Source organism: Streptosporangium subroseum (assembly GCF_900188345.1).
Taxonomy (GTDB): Bacteria; Actinomycetota; Actinomycetes; order Streptosporangiales; family Streptosporangiaceae; genus Streptosporangium; species Streptosporangium subroseum.
Map to the genome: position 1 here is coordinate 12679 of NZ_FZOD01000094.1, position 16152 is coordinate 28830.

The 16152-nt window shown below is 67.3% G+C and carries 17 protein-coding genes; 12 read left to right on the forward strand and 5 right to left on the reverse strand.

Translation table 11 applies throughout. From position 1 onward, the window contains the following. Positions 1-296: 296 nt before the first annotated feature. On the forward strand, positions 297-857 hold the full coding sequence (locus tag CHC08_RS44445; protein ID WP_089213407.1) for an NUDIX hydrolase: 561 nt from the start codon (positions 297-299) through the stop codon (positions 855-857). Here the strand turns inward: CHC08_RS44445 and CHC08_RS44450 are convergent. Next, the gene (locus tag CHC08_RS44450) at positions 838-1965 is read right to left on the reverse strand and encodes an NsdA family TPR-like regulatory protein (protein WP_245878948.1); all 1128 of its coding nucleotides are present in this window, start codon (positions 1963-1965) and stop codon (positions 838-840) included. The genes CHC08_RS44445 and CHC08_RS44450 overlap by 20 nt on opposite strands. A gap of 209 nt (positions 1966-2174) precedes the next feature. Here CHC08_RS44450 and CHC08_RS44455 point away from each other — a divergent pair, with 209 nt between their 5' ends. Both CHC08_RS44455 and CHC08_RS44460 read left to right on the forward strand, forming a co-directional pair. Continuing rightward, complete coding sequence (locus tag CHC08_RS44455; RefSeq protein WP_245878949.1) at positions 2175-2582, forward strand: hypothetical protein; 408 nt, start codon at positions 2175-2177, stop codon at positions 2580-2582. 391 nt (positions 2583-2973) lie between these two features. Further along, the gene (locus tag CHC08_RS44460; protein ID WP_089213410.1) at positions 2974-3690 is read left to right on the forward strand and encodes a GntR family transcriptional regulator; all 717 of its coding nucleotides are present in this window, start codon (positions 2974-2976) and stop codon (positions 3688-3690) included. Here the strand turns inward: CHC08_RS44460 and CHC08_RS44465 are convergent, their stop codons facing one another. After that, on the reverse strand, positions 3691-4194 hold the full coding sequence (locus CHC08_RS44465) for a DUF4265 domain-containing protein (RefSeq protein ID WP_089213422.1): 504 nt from the start codon (positions 4192-4194) through the stop codon (positions 3691-3693). Between the two features lie 157 nt (positions 4195-4351). On the opposite strand from CHC08_RS44465, the gene CHC08_RS44470 reads away from it, so the two are divergent. From CHC08_RS44470 to CHC08_RS44500, 8 genes are all read left to right on the forward strand, one after another. Next, entirely contained in the window at positions 4352-4777 is a 426-nt protein-coding gene (locus tag CHC08_RS44470) for a plasmid replication, integration and excision activator (protein ID WP_089213411.1), read from the forward strand. Next, positions 4774-5100, forward strand: coding sequence for a hypothetical protein (locus tag CHC08_RS44475; protein WP_089213412.1), 327 nt, complete (start codon positions 4774-4776; stop codon positions 5098-5100). The genes CHC08_RS44470 and CHC08_RS44475 overlap by 4 nt, the downstream gene beginning before the upstream one ends. Positions 5101-5182: 82 nt before the next feature. Beyond that, positions 5183-6595 carry an FtsK/SpoIIIE domain-containing protein gene (locus tag CHC08_RS44480; protein ID WP_089213413.1) on the forward strand — a complete coding sequence of 471 codons (1413 nt, stop codon included), beginning with the start codon at positions 5183-5185 and terminating at the stop codon, positions 6593-6595. Further along, positions 6592-6798, forward strand: a complete 207-nt coding sequence (locus CHC08_RS44485) for a hypothetical protein (RefSeq protein WP_089213414.1) — start codon at positions 6592-6594, stop codon at positions 6796-6798. The genes CHC08_RS44480 and CHC08_RS44485 overlap by 4 nt, the downstream gene beginning before the upstream one ends. Then, positions 6791-6946, forward strand: coding sequence for a hypothetical protein (locus tag CHC08_RS50335; protein ID WP_179282581.1), 156 nt, complete (start codon positions 6791-6793; stop codon positions 6944-6946). Before CHC08_RS44485 ends, CHC08_RS50335 begins: the two co-directional genes overlap by 8 nt. Next, positions 6943-8610, forward strand: coding sequence for a replication initiator (locus CHC08_RS44490; protein ID WP_089213415.1), 1668 nt, complete (start codon positions 6943-6945; stop codon positions 8608-8610). Before CHC08_RS50335 ends, CHC08_RS44490 begins: the two co-directional genes overlap by 4 nt. Before the next feature lie 20 nt (positions 8611-8630). Beyond that, the gene (locus CHC08_RS44495) at positions 8631-8801 is read left to right on the forward strand and encodes a helix-turn-helix transcriptional regulator (protein ID WP_043654382.1); all 171 of its coding nucleotides are present in this window, start codon (positions 8631-8633) and stop codon (positions 8799-8801) included. Beyond that, positions 8798-10162: a tyrosine-type recombinase/integrase gene (locus tag CHC08_RS44500; protein ID WP_089213416.1), complete on the forward strand. Its 1365-nt coding sequence runs from the start codon at positions 8798-8800 to the stop codon at positions 10160-10162. The genes CHC08_RS44495 and CHC08_RS44500 overlap by 4 nt, the downstream gene beginning before the upstream one ends. A 209-nt stretch (positions 10163-10371) precedes the next feature. Here CHC08_RS44500 and CHC08_RS44505 read toward each other — a convergent pair whose 3' ends face one another. The 3 genes from CHC08_RS44505 to CHC08_RS44515 all read right to left on the reverse strand — a co-directional run bounded on the left by CHC08_RS44505 (position 10372) and on the right by CHC08_RS44515 (position 14461). Beyond that, the gene (locus CHC08_RS44505) at positions 10372-11217 is read right to left on the reverse strand and encodes an alpha/beta hydrolase (protein ID WP_179282583.1); all 846 of its coding nucleotides are present in this window, start codon (positions 11215-11217) and stop codon (positions 10372-10374) included. A 162-nt stretch (positions 11218-11379) separates the two neighbouring features. Beyond that, on the reverse strand, positions 11380-12729 hold the full coding sequence (locus CHC08_RS44510) for an alpha-L-fucosidase (protein ID WP_179282584.1): 1350 nt from the start codon (positions 12727-12729) through the stop codon (positions 11380-11382). Between the two features lie 97 nt (positions 12730-12826). Continuing rightward, the gene (locus CHC08_RS44515; RefSeq protein ID WP_089213419.1) at positions 12827-14461 is read right to left on the reverse strand and encodes an AMP-binding protein; all 1635 of its coding nucleotides are present in this window, start codon (positions 14459-14461) and stop codon (positions 12827-12829) included. A gap of 128 nt (positions 14462-14589) precedes the next feature. Here CHC08_RS44515 and CHC08_RS44520 point away from each other — a divergent pair, with 128 nt between their 5' ends. Continuing rightward, positions 14590-15459, forward strand: a complete 870-nt coding sequence (locus CHC08_RS44520) for a helix-turn-helix transcriptional regulator (RefSeq protein WP_245878950.1) — start codon at positions 14590-14592, stop codon at positions 15457-15459. Positions 15460-16152: the final 693 nt, after the last annotated feature.

The following is a 16152-nucleotide window of genomic DNA, read 5'->3' on the forward strand; positions in this document are numbered from 1 at the left end:
TGATCGGACGCTAAGCCGCACGCTCGGGCGACAGACGACCACGTGGCGCGCCGCCTTTGATGCCCGTAAGAACAATTCGACTTGGCGGCGAACATTCTCTCATCAGCATGAGCGGATGTAGCGGCTCCCTCCCGGGCCTACATCACGGTCGATGAGGAATCGATGCACGATCCCTGGGCCAGCCGTCAAGCATCAGGTGGGATTAGGCATCTGTGGCACCTGTCCCGTCTCGCTTGATGGCGCCCTCTGTCACGATGCCCGTGTACGTCAGGGTTGTTGAGCGGTAGTTTCGCGGTGTGGCTACCAACGAAGAGCGGTCGCGGTGGATCGTGCACGGCGAGCGGCTGATCTATGACGACCGGTGGATCCGGTTGGGGCTGGTTGATGTCGAGATTCCGGATGGGGAGCGGTTCGAGCATCACGCGGTGCATCTGGATCGAGCGGCGATCGCCGTGGTGGTCGATGAGCAGAACCGGGTGCTGATGATGTGGCGGCACCGATTTCTGTCCGACCGATGGGGCTGGGAGCTGCCTGGCGGTCTGGTCGACGCAGGTGAGGACGCGATCACGACGGCGGCTCGGGAGGTGGAGGAGGAGACGGGGTATCGGCCCAAGGAGATCGAGCATCTGATCACCTATCAGCCGATGGCCGGCATGGTCGACTCCGAGCACAGCCTGTTCCTGGTGCGGGGTGCTGAGTTCGTGGGAGCGCCGACCGGGGAGATCGAGGCGGATCTCATCGAGTGGGTGCCGATGTCGGAGATAACGGGGATGATCGCCCGCGGTGACATCTGGACGTCGGGAACGCTGATTGGTCTTTACGCGGCTCGTGAGCGGCTCAATGGAGCGAGCGCTTAACCGCTCGGGCGAGTTCCTCGATGCGCCGGCGCTGTCGGCGGGATCCGGTCATGGTGGCGAGTTGCTGGGCGCGTTGGATATGGGGTTGGGCGGCCTCTGGCTCTCCTCGGGCGAGGAGGGCGTGGCCCAGGTCGCAGCGGACCCCGGATTCGGCGCGGTTGTAGGTGCCGTCCATCCCGGCCAGCGCGGAGCGTAGGTCCTCGACGGTGCCGGGGTCGCCGAAGCGCACCAGGCAGGCTCCGCGCCAGCGGCCGAGGTGGTGGGCGTTGACGGACAGGTATGGCATGTCGGGGTCGGCGTCGCCTTCGGGTAGGAGTGCGGCGGCCTGGTCGAGAGCCGCGCGGCAGGTGCTCTCGTCGCCGAGGATCGCGGCGCCTTCGGCCTCGGCTGCCGACATCCACGTTCGCAGGCGGGCCGGAATGCGGTCGCGGTAGGTGGCGTGGACGTATTGGAGGAGTTCGGTGGCTTCGGCCGGCCGTCCCAGCTCCATGAGGACATAGGCCTGTTCGCCGGAGACGTAGGCCAGAACCGCGGGGTCGTCGGCTTCGCGGGCGGCGGCCTTGGCGTGCTCGTAGTGATCCCATGCGTCGTTGAGCGCGCCGGTGTTGATGGCCTGCCATCCGGCCAGCGATGAGGTCTCGGCAAGGACGTGCGCGAGCTGAGCGCGGATGCCGGGCCGTACGGCGTGCTGGTGGGCGCGTTCTACCTGGGTGATCTGGGCGCGCATCTTGTCGGCGATGGCGACTCCGCCGAGTCGGCGATCCAGCAGCCGCAGGTTGTTGGTGTCGGTGCTGAGGATCATGACCATGACGGGGTCGATGGCGGCGGCGGCTTCGATCCGGGCCGTTAGCTCGTCAGCCTGCTCTTGGTGGTTGTCGTCGTGGTCGCCGGTGGGGGATGCGAGGTCGAGGGGGGCCAGGCCGAAGAGCATGCGGGCGTGGTCGGGCAGGCCGAGACCGGTGGCGATCCGCTCGTAGACCTCCAGGTCGGTGACCTGACGGCGCCCTCGGATAATCAGGCTCACGTGGCCCTGGGCTATCCCGGTGGCCGTGCTCAGACGGGTCTGACTGGCACCGCTGTACTTGACAGCCAGGTTGAAGAGCCGCACTACGTCACGATTCTTGAGGATTTCCCTGCTTTCGTCGCGATCCCAAACCCATGCCGGAATTTCGATCGGGTTGAAAGCGTTTCCGTGCATTCCGCCCTCCGGTCATCGGTCCCCGAGGTGGCACATCGCTGTAGAGCGAGACTCTATATTCTCGGCGGTATACCTGCGTGGGATAGGGCCGGAAAGTTCATGTAGACATTCTTTTCGGCATGACAACACCAGTTAAGTGCGACGAATGCGACGGGCGCGGCTGGAAGATCGTCACCCGTCGTGGATGTGTGGCGGCCATGGGCCTGCACATGGAGCTCTCGGCGCGAGAGGACTGCCTGTACTGCGAGGGCACGCAGCAGGTCGTCGAGATGTTCGAGTGGGAGGTGTTCGCCACCGCTGGGATCGACGATCTCGGGCCGTGCGGGATCAGCTCGGGCCAGGCCACGGCGATGGACACGCTGCGCACGAACCTCCTTCGGATGGCGCCGAACGGGGTGGCCTGGGGGCGCATCACGCACCGGGTCTACGACTTCGGCACCGTGCCGGACGACTGGTCCCGGCGGGTGATCTTCCGGGCGACCGTGGATCCGGCGGGGTCGGTGCGCTTTAAGCGTGTCACGTCGTGAATGGTCAGGCGGGCGTTTGGGGTGCATCGTGTTCGGCTCCGCATCTGCCCGCATTGATGAATACGTACTCGCCGTTAACCTGGTATACGTTCCGCCGTTTCGAACGAATTCGCGTGGTGGCCTGGACCTGTCATGAGCACCGGGTTATCTCCTACGAGTTGTGTGAGTCGGCGGGCCTGTCCTTTATTCAGCGGACAAACACCGGTGAAGGAAAGACGATCATTTCCCGGAGTGAGGCGTGGTCGTGCGCGCAGGCGCGGATCATGTGGGCGGGTTTACTGTCCGGTGCGGTGAGATAGTCGTTCTTGTCGCTGGTGGAGGTCCTGACAGGTGGCTGCTCAGCCGGTACTGTGCTTATGCAGACAAGTGGAAGACTGATCGGGCGGTTGAGATGAGCATGGACTTCGCGCCACCGAAGTACGCCCAGGTGATGACGGCGATTCAGCAGCGCATCGAGGCCGGCGAGTACGCCCCGGGCACCATGTTGCCGTCCGAGACGCAGTTGGTGCGGGAGTTCGGCGTGGGCCGCACCACCGTGGTCCGGGCGCTGCAGACCCTGGCCATGCAGGGCTGGATCGAGCGTGAACACGGGCGCGGCTCGTTCGTGAAGGGCCGCCCGGAAAGCTCACCCGATCGCGTCCGGCCGGGCCTGGCCGTGGCCGAGCAGCCCGAAGGCACCGAGATCGTCGTCGATGTTCGCCGCCTTCCGGCTCCCCGGCACATCGCCCGCCTTCTGGGCGTGCAGGAGCGGACCCCGGTGATTGCCCGTCAGCGGGTGGCCAAGCAGGGCGGCCGGCTGTCTGCGGTGGAGACCTTGTGGTTTCCGCTGGAGATCGCGCTCGGCACCGACCTGGACAAGCCTGAACCGCTGCGGCATGGGATCCGCCAGCACCTCCAGGCGGTCAAGCATCTGCGCTTCGATCACATCACCGAGCGGCTGACCGCGCGCAATCCCACGAAGGAAGAGACTGAACTCCTCGGCTCCCCCAAGCCCGTTCTCGGGGTGCTGGCCACCGTGCACGACGCTGCCGGGGCCGTGCTCCTGGTGATCAGCTCGGCGCTGCCTGGTGATCTTCATGAACTTCAGGATGTCTACCAGGTGAGCTGATTAGGCGTTGCGCCAGGCATCGGTGACGCAGGAGGCCTCGAAGTGCCACCAGCCGTCTTCCTGGCCGCGGATCAGGAGCGCCTTGATCTGGCCAAGCTCTGCGTCGGCCGGCACGGTGACGGCGACCAGAGGTAGGTCTTCACTGAAGACCTCTCCACCCAGGCCGAACGGCGCCAACCGTTCGTGTACGGCCTGGGCGCTTGGCCCGAGTGGACCACTGGGAACGGGCAGGATCCGAATGGTGCAGTTTCCCGATGCCTCCACGAGTTCCTTGGCCCAGTGGAGGCCGTCGGCATCGGTGGTGAATCGCACGGTCTCCCCCTCGGCCACCCCGTCCTGTAGGAAGGGGGCGTTCTCTAGGCGGGCGGTGTCCTCACTGAGCCGTGTGGCCCAGAGTCCCTCGGTGCTGTAGGGAAGCCAGTCCTCTCGCGGCACGAACCGGAACCAGATCTTGATCTTGCTGTTTTCGGTGATGTCGTGCTCCGGCGAAGTCATAGAGGCCATGACCGACATGATCGTGCATCCGCCTTGGGCGCCCAGCGCCCAGTTAAGCCTTCTCTAGCTCAATCACTTGTGCGGACGAGTTGGAAAAGCTATTCTCAACTCAATCGGACAAGTGGACGACCGAACATCGGTTTTCCAGAGTGAAAGGACTACCACCATGGCCATCCAAGGCCCCATCCCGATCAGCTTTGAGCAGGTCTTCCCGCACGGCTGCTACATCGTCGGCGAAGTCGAGCAGGTCAAGGACTTCGACGCCTCCAACAACGGACGCACCGTCTACGCCAAGGACAAGAACACCGGAGAACTCATCTGGCAGGTCGCGGTGATGGACGCCGATCCGACCGTCAAGGCCGGGCAGAAAACGGTGTCGGTCAAGATCCTGTCCCCGGTACAGCCGATACCCCCCGCGGCGCTGCCGGGGCTGCCGTTCGTGCCGGTGGAGTTCGACGCCATGACCGTCACCGCCTACGTCGGCCAGAACACCGGCCGGCTGGCCTGGTCCATCCGGGCACGGGCGATGCGCGCTCCCCGCACCGCTGCTCCGGCCCGGCAAGCGGCGGCCGGTAAGGACGTGGCCGCGTGAAAGAGCACCTGCCCTACACCCGCGCCGTGGTGACCCTCGATGAGGACGGCACCCGGCTCGACACCTCGTTCCGCACTCCGCACCTGTCGGTCATGGCGCTGGGCGCCGAGGGCGGGCGACCGTTCCTGCACCTGTACTCGCCTGAGGCGCAGGTGGTCATCTCCACCACCGGCGGCGGGCCGGTCACCGAACAAGACGTGACCCTCGCCCGGCAGATCGCCGACGCCGCCACGCGCTACCTGGCCGACTGCGAGCGCATCCACATCGAACAATCCACCAACCCCGGCCAGACCGGCGAGTCCGAGCAGGGCAAAGCGGCCTGACATGAAGCGGGGCCGCTGGAACTGGCATTCCGGCGGCCCCTCGGTTCTCCCCAGACGCAAATCAAGAGAGGGCTCAAGCTTAATGTTCAAAAAACTGCCCGGCGACGAGGCGCAACACCTCGTCTCCACCACCCCCGATACCGCCGTGGTGTTTCGCCCAGCCGTCCTGCGCACCCCGGCGATCGTCACCCTCATCATTTTCGCTTGGCGGCTGCTGGCTGGTGTGGTGCGGCTGCTCTGGCGCTACCCGATCGCCTCGGCCGTCGTTGCAGTTCCCTGCGCGCTGGCTTGGCTGTCCGGCTGGCAATGGGGCCTCGGACTCGTTGCCCTGGTGCTGCTCGGCCTCACCGCCTGGGCGCTGGTCGATCGTCCCTCGTTCGCCCGGCTGGTGGGCTGGCGTCTGCTGGCCTGGTGGCGGCTGGTGTGGATCTACCGGCGGCACTGGCAACCAGTGATGATCATCTCTGGGCTGGGGAGGCATGTCCGCGGCCGGGACTACCTGCCCCGTGTCCTCGGCGTCCGCTGCACCTCCTGGGCCGATGTGGTCACGGTGAAGATGCTCACCGGCCATGCGGTCAAAGACTGGTCCGATCGCACCGAGCACCTGGCCCATGGGTTCGGCGCGACCTCCTGCCGCGTCTCCATCGCCCGCTCGGGCCGGCTACTGCTCGTCTTCCCCCGCCACGATCCCCTCGCCACACCGTTACCCGCGGTGACGATCCCCGAGGAGACATCAGTCGGGCCGGTGGAGGTCGGCCAATGCGAAGACGGCAAACCGTGGCTGCTCAAAGTCCACGGCACCCACGTCCTGGTCGCCGGGGCCACCGGGGCGGGCAAGGGCTCGGTCATCTGGTCGGCGATCCGCGGCCTGCTGCCCGCCGTCCGCGCGGGCCTGGTCCAGGTGTGGGCGCTTGATCCCAAGCGGATGGAGCTGTCCTTCGGCCGGGACCTGTTCAAAGACCGCTACGCCGCCGCCCCGGCCGACTGCGCCGATCTGCTAGAGGCAGCCGTGGCGGTCATGCAGGAGCGGGCCGACCGGTTCGCCGGCCTCCAACGCTCCCACACCCCTACCGTCCGAGACCCGTTCGTCCTGGTGGTGGTTGACGAGGTGGCGTTCCTGACCGCCTACCAATCCGACAAGGGCTTGAAACTCCGCATCTCCGCCGCGCTGGCCACGCTCACCACCCAGGGGCGGGCGGTCGGCGTCGGAGTCCTGGCCGCACTCCAAGACCCGCGCAAAGACGTGCTCAGCATCCGCAACCTGTTCCCCGACAAGATCGCGCTGCGGCTCGATGAGTCCGAGCAGGTGGACATGGTCCTCGGCGACGGCGCACGAGACCGCGGCGCACTGGCCGACCTGATCTCTCCTCAGCCCGACCTCGGCGCGGGCATCGCCTACGTCCGCCTGGAAACCTCACCTGACCCGATCCGGGTGCGCGCCGCCTACGTCTCCGATGCCGACATCCGCGCCATGGCCGGGGAGGTGACCGCATGAGGGTTTGCTTCCACGGCACCGACGAAGAGATCACCCGGATCTGTGAACGGCCCGTCCTGGCCCTCCTGGGACCGCGCCGCACTCAGCCGGTCCTGGCCTTCGAACTGTCCAACGTCCGCATCAGCACCGACCCATACGGGACCGTCTTTCGGCTGGTGGCCGACCTGACCGAGGTGCGGCGGGAGGCGAACGGGCGTGACTGAGCTGGCCTACATCCTCGACGGCTTGTGCTGCTCAGCCTGCGGCGCGGTCAACACTCTGTGGCTGGACCTGATGCGCGGCCTGGTCGAGTGCCACGCGTGTGGACAGGGCGCCCTCATCGACCCCGACGACGAAGAGGAGGACGAATGACCAACCCGAACGACCGCGCTCTTTCCCGGGCCGACCGACAGGCCATGCCGCTCGCCCTGGATGTCGCGGTGGAGATCGCCAAGCAGCACGGGGTGTGCATTCGCCCGGTGCTCCTGCGGCGGCTGGACGTCCAGACCGGGATCACCGAGGACGTCAACGTGCCCTGCGGCACCACCCGGGAGGCCAAGTGTCCCTCGTGTGCCAAGCGCAACCGCTACCTGCGGATGGCGCAATGCCGGGAGGGCTGGCACCTGGAGGCCGAACCCTCCACCATCCCGGATGAGCCGACCGAGGAACAGCTTTGGCTGGTGGAGTTTCGCGCCGACATGCAGGCTCAGCGCGATGCCGCCGAGCAGGCCGGCCACGACACCACCGATCTGGACGCGGTGCTTGTCGGCCTGGATGAGGAGATCAACGCGGTCGGGATGCGCGGCAGCCTGCGCGGCCGGACCGCATCCAAGCGCAACCGCTCCACCAAGCGGCGTCAGGATGCCCCCGACCTGCCCAAGAAGGTCCGGCAGAACACCACGCTCGGGCGGACCTTCACCGGCTCCGACGGGATGGTCTACCGGCCGTCGCTGTTCATCACCCTGACCCTGCCCTCCTACGGCCGCATCCGCGCCGGCCAGGGCGTGCCGGTCGATCCGGATACCTACGACTACCCGCGGGCCGCTCGCGACGCCCTGCACTTCTCCAAGCTCGTGGATCGCTTCGTGCAGAACCTGCGGCGGGTGGCGGGCTATGACGTGCAGTACTTCTCCTCCGTCGAACCTCAGAAGCGCCTCGCCCCGCACCTGCACATGGCTGTGCGGGGCACCATGGCCCGCGCGGAGGTCAAGGCGATCGCGGCGGCCACCTATCACCAGGTGTGGTGGCCTTCAGTCGATGAAGTGAAGTTCGACGGCGAGCATCTGCCGGTGTGGGTCACGCGGGCCGACCTGCCCGACGGGGAGACCTACCCCGATGGACAAGACGGCGACTACCTCGACCCGGCCACCGGGGAGCTCCTGCCGACCTGGCATGAAGCTCTCGACCGGCTCGACGCCGATGACGACGCCGAACCGCTACACGTGGTCCGCTTCGGCCCCCAGGTCGACGTGCAAGGCGTCCTCGGCGGCACCCCCGATGCCGACCAATGCATCCGCTACCTGTCCAAGTACCTGACCAAGAGCCTCGGCGACACCCTCGACCCCGACAACCCCGCCCAACACCAGCACGCCGCCCGGATGATCGAGGCACTGCGCTACGAACCGTGCTCAGCGGCCTGTCCGAACTGGCTGCGCTACGGCGTGCAACCCAAGGGCGCCAAGGCGGGCATGACGCCGGGCCGGTGCCGGGGCAAGGCACACAAGCCCGAACACCTCGGCTACGCCGGACGCCGCGTCCTGGTCTCACGCAAGTGGTCCAACAAGACCCTGTCGGAGCACAAGCGCGATCGCCGCACCTGGGTCATGGAAGCCCTCGGCCTGGCCGATGAGCCCACCGATCCGCACCGTTACCTGTGGAAGCCCGTCCCGGCCGGCGACGGCACCATCCCCTCCCTGGCCCTGCGGCTGCTGCGGATGGTGGCCGAACGCCAACGCTGGCGAGCAACCCTCCTGGCCCTGCAAGCCAAAGCAACCGGGCAAGATCCTTCGGCAGTCGAGACACGGGAGGAAGCGTGAGCAAGAGCCGCGACCAACTCATGACCGTCCCCGAGATCCTCGACGAGCTAGGCGGGGTGTCCCGGCGCACCTTCTACCGCTGGCGGGAGATCGGCCACGCACCCCAGGGCCTCAAGCTTCCGAACGGCGAGATCCGCATCTACCGCAGCGAGTTCACCGCATGGCTTGAGACTCTCCGGGAGGCGGCGTGAACACCTCGTACGACGTGAAGTTCTGGGAGATCCGCCGGAACGAGACGAGCAAGACGCCGTCCTACGTGATCCGCTGGAAGGTCGGCGGTCGTCAGAAGTCCAAGACTCTGCGAACCAAGGCTCTCGCCGAGAGCTTCCTGTCGGACCTGCGGCAGGCGGCCAAGCAGGGTGAGGCGTTCGACATGGAGACCGGGCTTCCGCTCTCCATGCTCCAGGCCAAGAGCGCCCGGACGATCTTCGAGTTCGTACGAGCCTACATCGCCATGAAGTGGCCTCACGCCGCGGCCAAGAGCCGAGACAGCGCGTCTGATGCGCTCGCGACGCTGCTCCCCGCGCTGACCAAGGATCGGCCGGCGCGTCCCGAAGCCGAGATCTTGCGGACCGCACTTCGTAAGTACGCGCTCCTCCCCGACGGCAAGAGGCCAGACGTTCCCACCGACATGGCGCAGGCGATCCGCTGGATTGAAGGCGCCTCTCTGGACCTGGTGGATCTGGGAGAGACCAGGGTCGTACGGCTGGCGCTGGATGCGCTGGCTCTTCGTCTCGACGGCAAGGCCGCGGCGCCGAACACGATCGCCCGTAAGCGGGCCGTCTTCCATGCCGTCCTGGAGTACGCGGTGGAGCTGGAAGAGCTATCGGCCAACCCGCTGCACAAGGTCAAGTGGAAGCCTCCCAAGACCACCGAGACCGTTGATCCCCGCGTTGCGGTCAACCCTCGACAGGCTCAGGAACTCCTGACGATGGTGACCTACGTGGGCGGACGCGGTCGGGGCCGGCGGCTCATGGCGCTGTTCGCCTGCATGTATTACGCGGCCCTGCGTCCGGCTGAGGCGGTCGGCCTGCGACTCCAGGATTGCCACCTGCCCGCCAAAGGCTGGGGACGGTTGACGATCGATGTCTCCCGGCCCGAGGTCAACACGAAGTGGACCGACAGCGGGAGTACTCACGAGGAACGGGGCCTCAAGCATCGAGGCCGTGCCGATGTGCGGCCGGTGCCGATCCCTCCCGAATTGGTGAAGATCCTCCGGCAGCACATCGAGGAGTACGGGACCGGCCCGGACGGGCGGCTCTTCCGCAGTGAGCGCGGTGGTGTGATCGGTTCGACGGCCTACACCGAGGTCTGGCAGGAGGCTCGGGCACTCGCCTTTACTCCCGCTCAGGTCGCGTCTCCCCTCGCTCGCAGGCCGTACGACCTGAGGCACGCGGCGGTCTCTCTCTGGCTCAACGTGGGCGTCTCCGCCCCCGACGTGGCCGAACGAGCGGGCCATGGCGTGGATGTCCTGCTACGGGTCTACGCCAAGTGCCTCGACGGGCACAAAGAGATCGCCAACCAGCGGATCAGTGACGCACTGACCGTATGAGACGCACACCGTACGGCCAGGGTCCCGGGACACCGGTGTCGAGGAACGACGGGACAGCCATTAGCGGTGAGATGGATCATGGTACAGATGATCACCGCGACCTGCGGAAACATGCAAGATCGCGGTATCTCACCGGACTATCCCGCCATGGTCGAGCTGAAAGCTGACTCAACGGGCACCGCCCTAACCTGCTCGAACAGCCCGTACCACTAATGGCCGTCCCCATGTTCCTCGACCCCGGAGGCCGTCTGCTTGCCTGGCAGATGACGGCGCTGCGCTCTTATGACCTCTGCCAGGGCGAGGGCGGTGTCGGAGAACAGACCGGGTACGTTGGCGAAACCGTGCACCATCCGGGGATAGTTGAACAGGTCAACCGGAACTCCAGCTTGCCGCAGGCGCTCGGCGTACCAGACGCCGTCGTCGCGGAGCGGATCGTGGCCGGCCACGACGATCGCCGCGGGCGGCAGGCCTGCGTGGTCGGCCGCATGAAGGGGCGAAACCCCCGGGTCCATGCGGTCGATACCAGTGGGCAGGTAGTGGTGGTAGGCGTTGCGGACACCGGCCGCGGTGAGCCAGGGGGCGTTGGCATTGGTGCGGTGCGACGGCGCCGACGTCGAGGCGTCTGTCGCGGGATAGAGCAGGGCTTGGTGACGGATCGCCGGGCCGCCACGATCTCGCGCGAGCAGAGTCACGCTCGCGGCCAGGTTGCCACCCGCGCTCTCACCGACCAGCCCGATGCGTGCGGCGTCGCCGCCGAGCGCGGCCGAGTTCTCGCTCACCCATACGAGCGCGGCGTAACAGTCGTCGAGGCCCGCGGGGTAGGGATGTCCGGGTGCCAGGCGATAGTCGACCGACACAACGATCGCCCCTGTCCCCTCGGCGATGGTCGAGCAGATGAAATCCGCTTCTCGCGGGCTCCCCGACACCCAGCCACCGCCGTGGAAGTGCACCACCACGGCGCGGTCCCCGGAGGTGGGGGTGGTGGGCGTGTGGATGCGGAGAGTGATCGGGCCGCCCGGCCCGTCGATCACGCGCTGATGGGTCGTGGCTGTCATGCGGCCACTCTTCGCGCGCGTTTTCTCCTGTTGCTTGTTCAACTGCTCAGCAGTGGCCGTGGCCAGCCGAGGCCCGGCCAGGAGCGGGATCCTCCAGATGATGCGTGCGATGAGCGGCGGCTTGGGTCGGGTCGGCGTGGTGCCTGACATGCTGTCTCCCCTTTACGCGGAACGGAGGTCGAACGTCACCTGGACCGGACCAGCGGCGGGGTTCACAGGCATGGTGAGGATGACACCCAGGTCGGCCACCTGCGCCGATGCTCGCTCACCGCCGGTGAAGCGGGCCGATCCCGCATCGATGCGGGCAGGGTCCACCTCGAGCGTCACGGCGGATCCGGTGGTCGAGATGAAGGCGTGGACCTCCTCACCGGTTCGCGTCCAGCGCACCCAGGGCTCGGCGCCGGGCTTGGCGATGTCGCCGGCGACGGGGACCGACCCGAACACCGACGAACCGTTGGCCGCATTCCACATGGCGAGCTCGGTGAGCGTCCTGCGCTGCAGGGCAGGCACGGTCCCGTCCTCCATCAGCCCGACGTTGAGCAACAGGTTGCCGCCGCGCGAGACGACGTCGACGAAGTGCCGGATCGCTTCGGGGCCGCTCAGGGAATGCCCCTCGTCCTCCAGTTGGTTGTAGCCGAAGGAGTAGCCGGTGCCGCGCGTGTTCTCCCACATGCTCGCGCCCTCGATGCCGCGCCCGTGCTGATATTCGCTCGTGCGGAAGTCCCAGTGGGTCTCGCCCCACCGGTCGTTGACGACACCGTCTGGGGTCGCGGCGTAGAACGCTTCGAAGAGGCGCACGAGGCTTTTGGGTCCCTCGGGCTTGCCGGCATCTGGCCATTCGATGTCACCCCAGAGCACGTCCGGCCGGTAGCGGGCGATCAGGTCGGACACATGGTCGAAGGCATAGTCGGCGTAGGCCCGGTCGATCGGGCGCGCGCCAAAGGAGCTCTCATCGACGATGGGCGGGCTGTCGCCGAAGTGCCAGTCGAGTCCGCCCGAATAGTACACGCCGAAACGGATGCCGACCGCGCGTGCCGCAGCGCTGAACTCACCGATGAGATCTCGGCGCGGACCGCGATGCACCGTGTTGCGCTTGCCCGTGCCGGGTGCGTCCCACAGGGTGACGCCGTCGTGGTGTTTCGCCGTCGGCACGAAGTAGCCAGCGCCGGTGGCGGCGACGAGCGCCATGAACTCGTCCGCGTCGAAGTTCTTCGCGGTCCACTGGTCGAGGAAGTCGTCGTACGGCGCGCCGCCGTGCACGTCGCGGTGGCGCTCGGCTGCGGGGCTGCCGGGGACGCGGATAGTGTTGTGGTACCACTCGGCGTAGGGGTTGTGCTTGAAGAAATGCGCCAGGTCCATCGTTCCGGATGCGCCGATCGGCTCCGCCCACGCGGGCACCGAGAATGGTCCCCAATGAACGAAGATGCCGAGTTTGGCGTCGCTGAACCAGCGTGGTGTCTCTCGGTCGAACTTGCGGTACTGCTCCGGTCGCTGCGGGGCGTCTTGGAACATGGCCACGGTGAGGCCTCTCCGTTGTTGGGGTGGGTGCGCCCGGCCCGGCACATGGATGCTCTTGGCGGCGAGGTCGTGCCGGGCAGGGATTCAGCGGCTACATCTGTGGTGAACCTGAAGGGAGGTGTCGTCGCAGCAGGAAGCGCTGGATCTTGCCGCTGGGGGTCTTGGGCAGTTCCGGCACGAAGTGGATGGCCCGAGGGTAGGCGTGCGCGGCGAACTGTGTCTTGACCGATCGCTGAAGTTCGGCGACGAGATCGCCGCTGGGTTGGGCGGTGGGCCGGAGCACGACGAAGGCGACGAGCACCTCACCACGCAGTTGGTCGGGCGCGCCGACCACCGCCACCTCGGCGACGGCCTCGTGCCGGGCGAGCACGCTTTCGACGTCGAACGGTCCGATACGGTAGCCGGCCATCAGGATGACGTCGTCGTCGCGGGCGGCGAAGAACAGGTGACCGTCCTGGTCCTTCGCCGCAGTGTCGCCGGTGTAATACCAGCGCCGGTCGGGGCTGAACCGTTCAGCCGTGCGATCGGGCGCGTCCTGATAGCCCGAGAACCACATCAGGGGGCTGTTTGCGCAGTCGACCGCGACCCGGCCAGTCTCGCCCGCTCCGGCGGGGGCGTCGTCGTCCAGCCTCAGTGTCTGGACCGTCCATCCCGGCAGGGCGCGTCCCATGGATCCGGGTGGCACTTCGGTCCGCAGGGCTGGGTGCCAGGCGTTGGCGATCACCATGCCGACCTCGGTCTGTCCATAGTGGTCGAGGACAGCCACGCCCAGTGTCTGTTCGGCCCAAGGGATCACCTCAGAAGTGAGCGGCTCGCCGGCGGAGGAGCAGTGTCGCAGCTGCAGGCCGTCCGGGACCGGTGCGTCGGCCTGGCGCAGGGCCCGGTACACGGTCGGCGCCGCCGCGAAGTTGGTGACCGCGAACCGCGACAGCACCGACCAGGTCAGCGCTGCGGAGAACCCGGCGTGCAGTAGGAGGCTGGTCCGGCCGAGGGCGAGCGGAGCGACGATGGCGTAGTACAGGCCGTAGGCCCAGCCGGGGTCGGCGGCGTTCCAGAACACGTCCGAGGGCTGATGGTCCAGGCCGTACTCCTGGTACATCGCCAACGCCGCGACGGCGCGCAGCGGGACGGGGACGCCCTTGGGCGATCCGGTCGTGCCGGAGGTGAACAACTCGATGAGGGGGGCGTCGCCTCCGGCGGGGAGAGCGCGCTCCAGGGGCGGGTGGCCGGCGACCAGTTCCGCGAAGGCCAGATCCTCGCCGGTGGCCGGCCCGGTGGTGATGACCTGCCACGGGGCGTTTGCTGGAATGTCGGGGGACGGGTCGATTTTGGCGCGCTGGTCGGTGTCAGCGATCACCACCTTGGTGGCGTTGTCAGTGATCCGGATCGCGATCGCCGACGGTGCGAAAGCGGTGAACAAGGGCACGTGTACCGCGCCCAGTCGCCAGATGGCCAGCAGTGCGACGACCAGTTCGGCGGACTTGCCCATCAGCGTGGCGACCCGGTCTCCCCGGCCCACGCCCAGCTTCGCCAGCGCGCTCGCCAGGCGGGCCGAGGACTCGTACAGCTCGCCGAACGTCAGATCCCGGCTAGTCAGGTCGGACTCGACGACGGTGAACGCCACGGCATCGGCCGGATGCCGGTCACACAGCAACTCCGCCGCGCATGCCTGCGGTGAGCCGAAGCTCGCGAGCAACTGCGCCATGCGCTGTTCCGGACTGGTCATCGGACTCCTTGAAGACGCGGTGAATCGACGCGTACGGTTAACTGCATGTTTCCCGGGCCGAGCCGGGGTGGACTACCCCCGAATGAGGGGAGGCGCCGCGGCAGCGCCCCTCGTGCCGAGGAGGCGTCGTGATCACCAGGCCGACATCGTTCGCCGAGGACAGCCGGCTGATCGGCCGTGCTCTCGGCGAGCTGCGCGCCAGCACCGGGTTGCCGCTCGCCTTTGGCGGGGTGGTGACCGCACGGGGGCAGGTGCGGCTTGAGGAGTTCGCCGGGGTCACCAACGGCGCGTTGCGCGGGGTGATGCTCAACTTCGGCCTCGGTCTCGGCGGCAAGGTGGTCGCATTGCGGCGCCCGCTGGCGGTCAACGACTACGTCGCCACCGACCGGATCAGCCACGAGTACGACCGCGTGATCACCGCCGAAGGCCTGCGCGCCATGGTGGCGGCGCCTGTAGTGGTGCGCCGGACGGTGCGCGCGGTGTTGTACGGAGCGGTGCGCCAGCCCCTGCCGCTGGGCGATCGCGCCGTCCAGGCAGTCGTGAGCGCCGCCCGCGACGTGGAGCAGGAACTGGCGGTGCGTGACGAGATCGCCCGCCACCTAGCGTGGCTGGGCGAGCGGAGGACTGCGGCGGACCGAGCGCCGGCGCCCATGACGCACCAGTGGGAGAAGGTCAGGGAGGCGTACGCGGAACTGCGCGTCCTGGCGCAGCAGATCACCGACCCGGACACGCGCGAGCGGTTCGACACCGCGTGCGACAAACTCGCCGCCGCACGCCATCCTGCCGCTGGGACCTACGGCGGACCGGCTCTGTCGCCCCGGGAGCTGGACGTGCTCGCATGCGTCGCCGTCGGGCAGACCAACGCCGACGCGGCCGCCGAGCTTGGCCTCAGCATGGAGACGGTGAAGAGCTACCTGCGCAGCGCCACGCGCAAACTCGGATCCCGCTCCCGCCTGGAAGCGGTCGTCGCCGCCCGCCGCCTCGGTCTCCTGCCATGAGGTGACAGGGCCAGCGCCCTCTTTCCTCATCCAGATCATGAACAAGGGCTCAGGCACCTTCGCTGCCTGGCGTCGGCCGGCCCCACCCAGGTGATCGCTGAGATCCAGCACCCAGGGAACACGCGAGCTGGTTCGACAGCCGGATCACCGCCACCTGAGGAGCGGCCAACATGCAGGGGTCACCCGCGGGGCATGCGCCGAAGGGGAACCGAGGCAGGCCCTGCCACCCCGGTTCGCGCGTGGTCCGGGGTCGAGGAACGACGGGACAGCCATTAGCGGTGAGATGGATCATGGTACAGATGATCACCGCGACCTGCGGAAACATGCAAGATCGCGGTATCTCGCCGGACTATCCTGCCATGGTCGAGCTGAAAGCCGACTCACGGGCACCGCCCTAACCTGCTCGAACAGCCCGTACCGCTAATGGCTGTCCCCATGTTCCTCGACCCCGGACACCATCCGGGACCCTTCGACCTTTCACCAGCTGCTTCTCGCCTCTGAACCACGCTGAAAGCCCGGCGCGACCTGGGAAAACAGCCTCAAGATCATTGCGCGTATATTACGCGACCACCGACATGAGGCCGCTCAGAGCGGCATCTGGCTGCATGTCCCGGAAAAGCAAAAGAGCCCCTTGCGGGGCTCTGAGCTGGGAAAAGCTGGTGTGGCAGGTGCAGGACTTGAACCTGCGTAGGC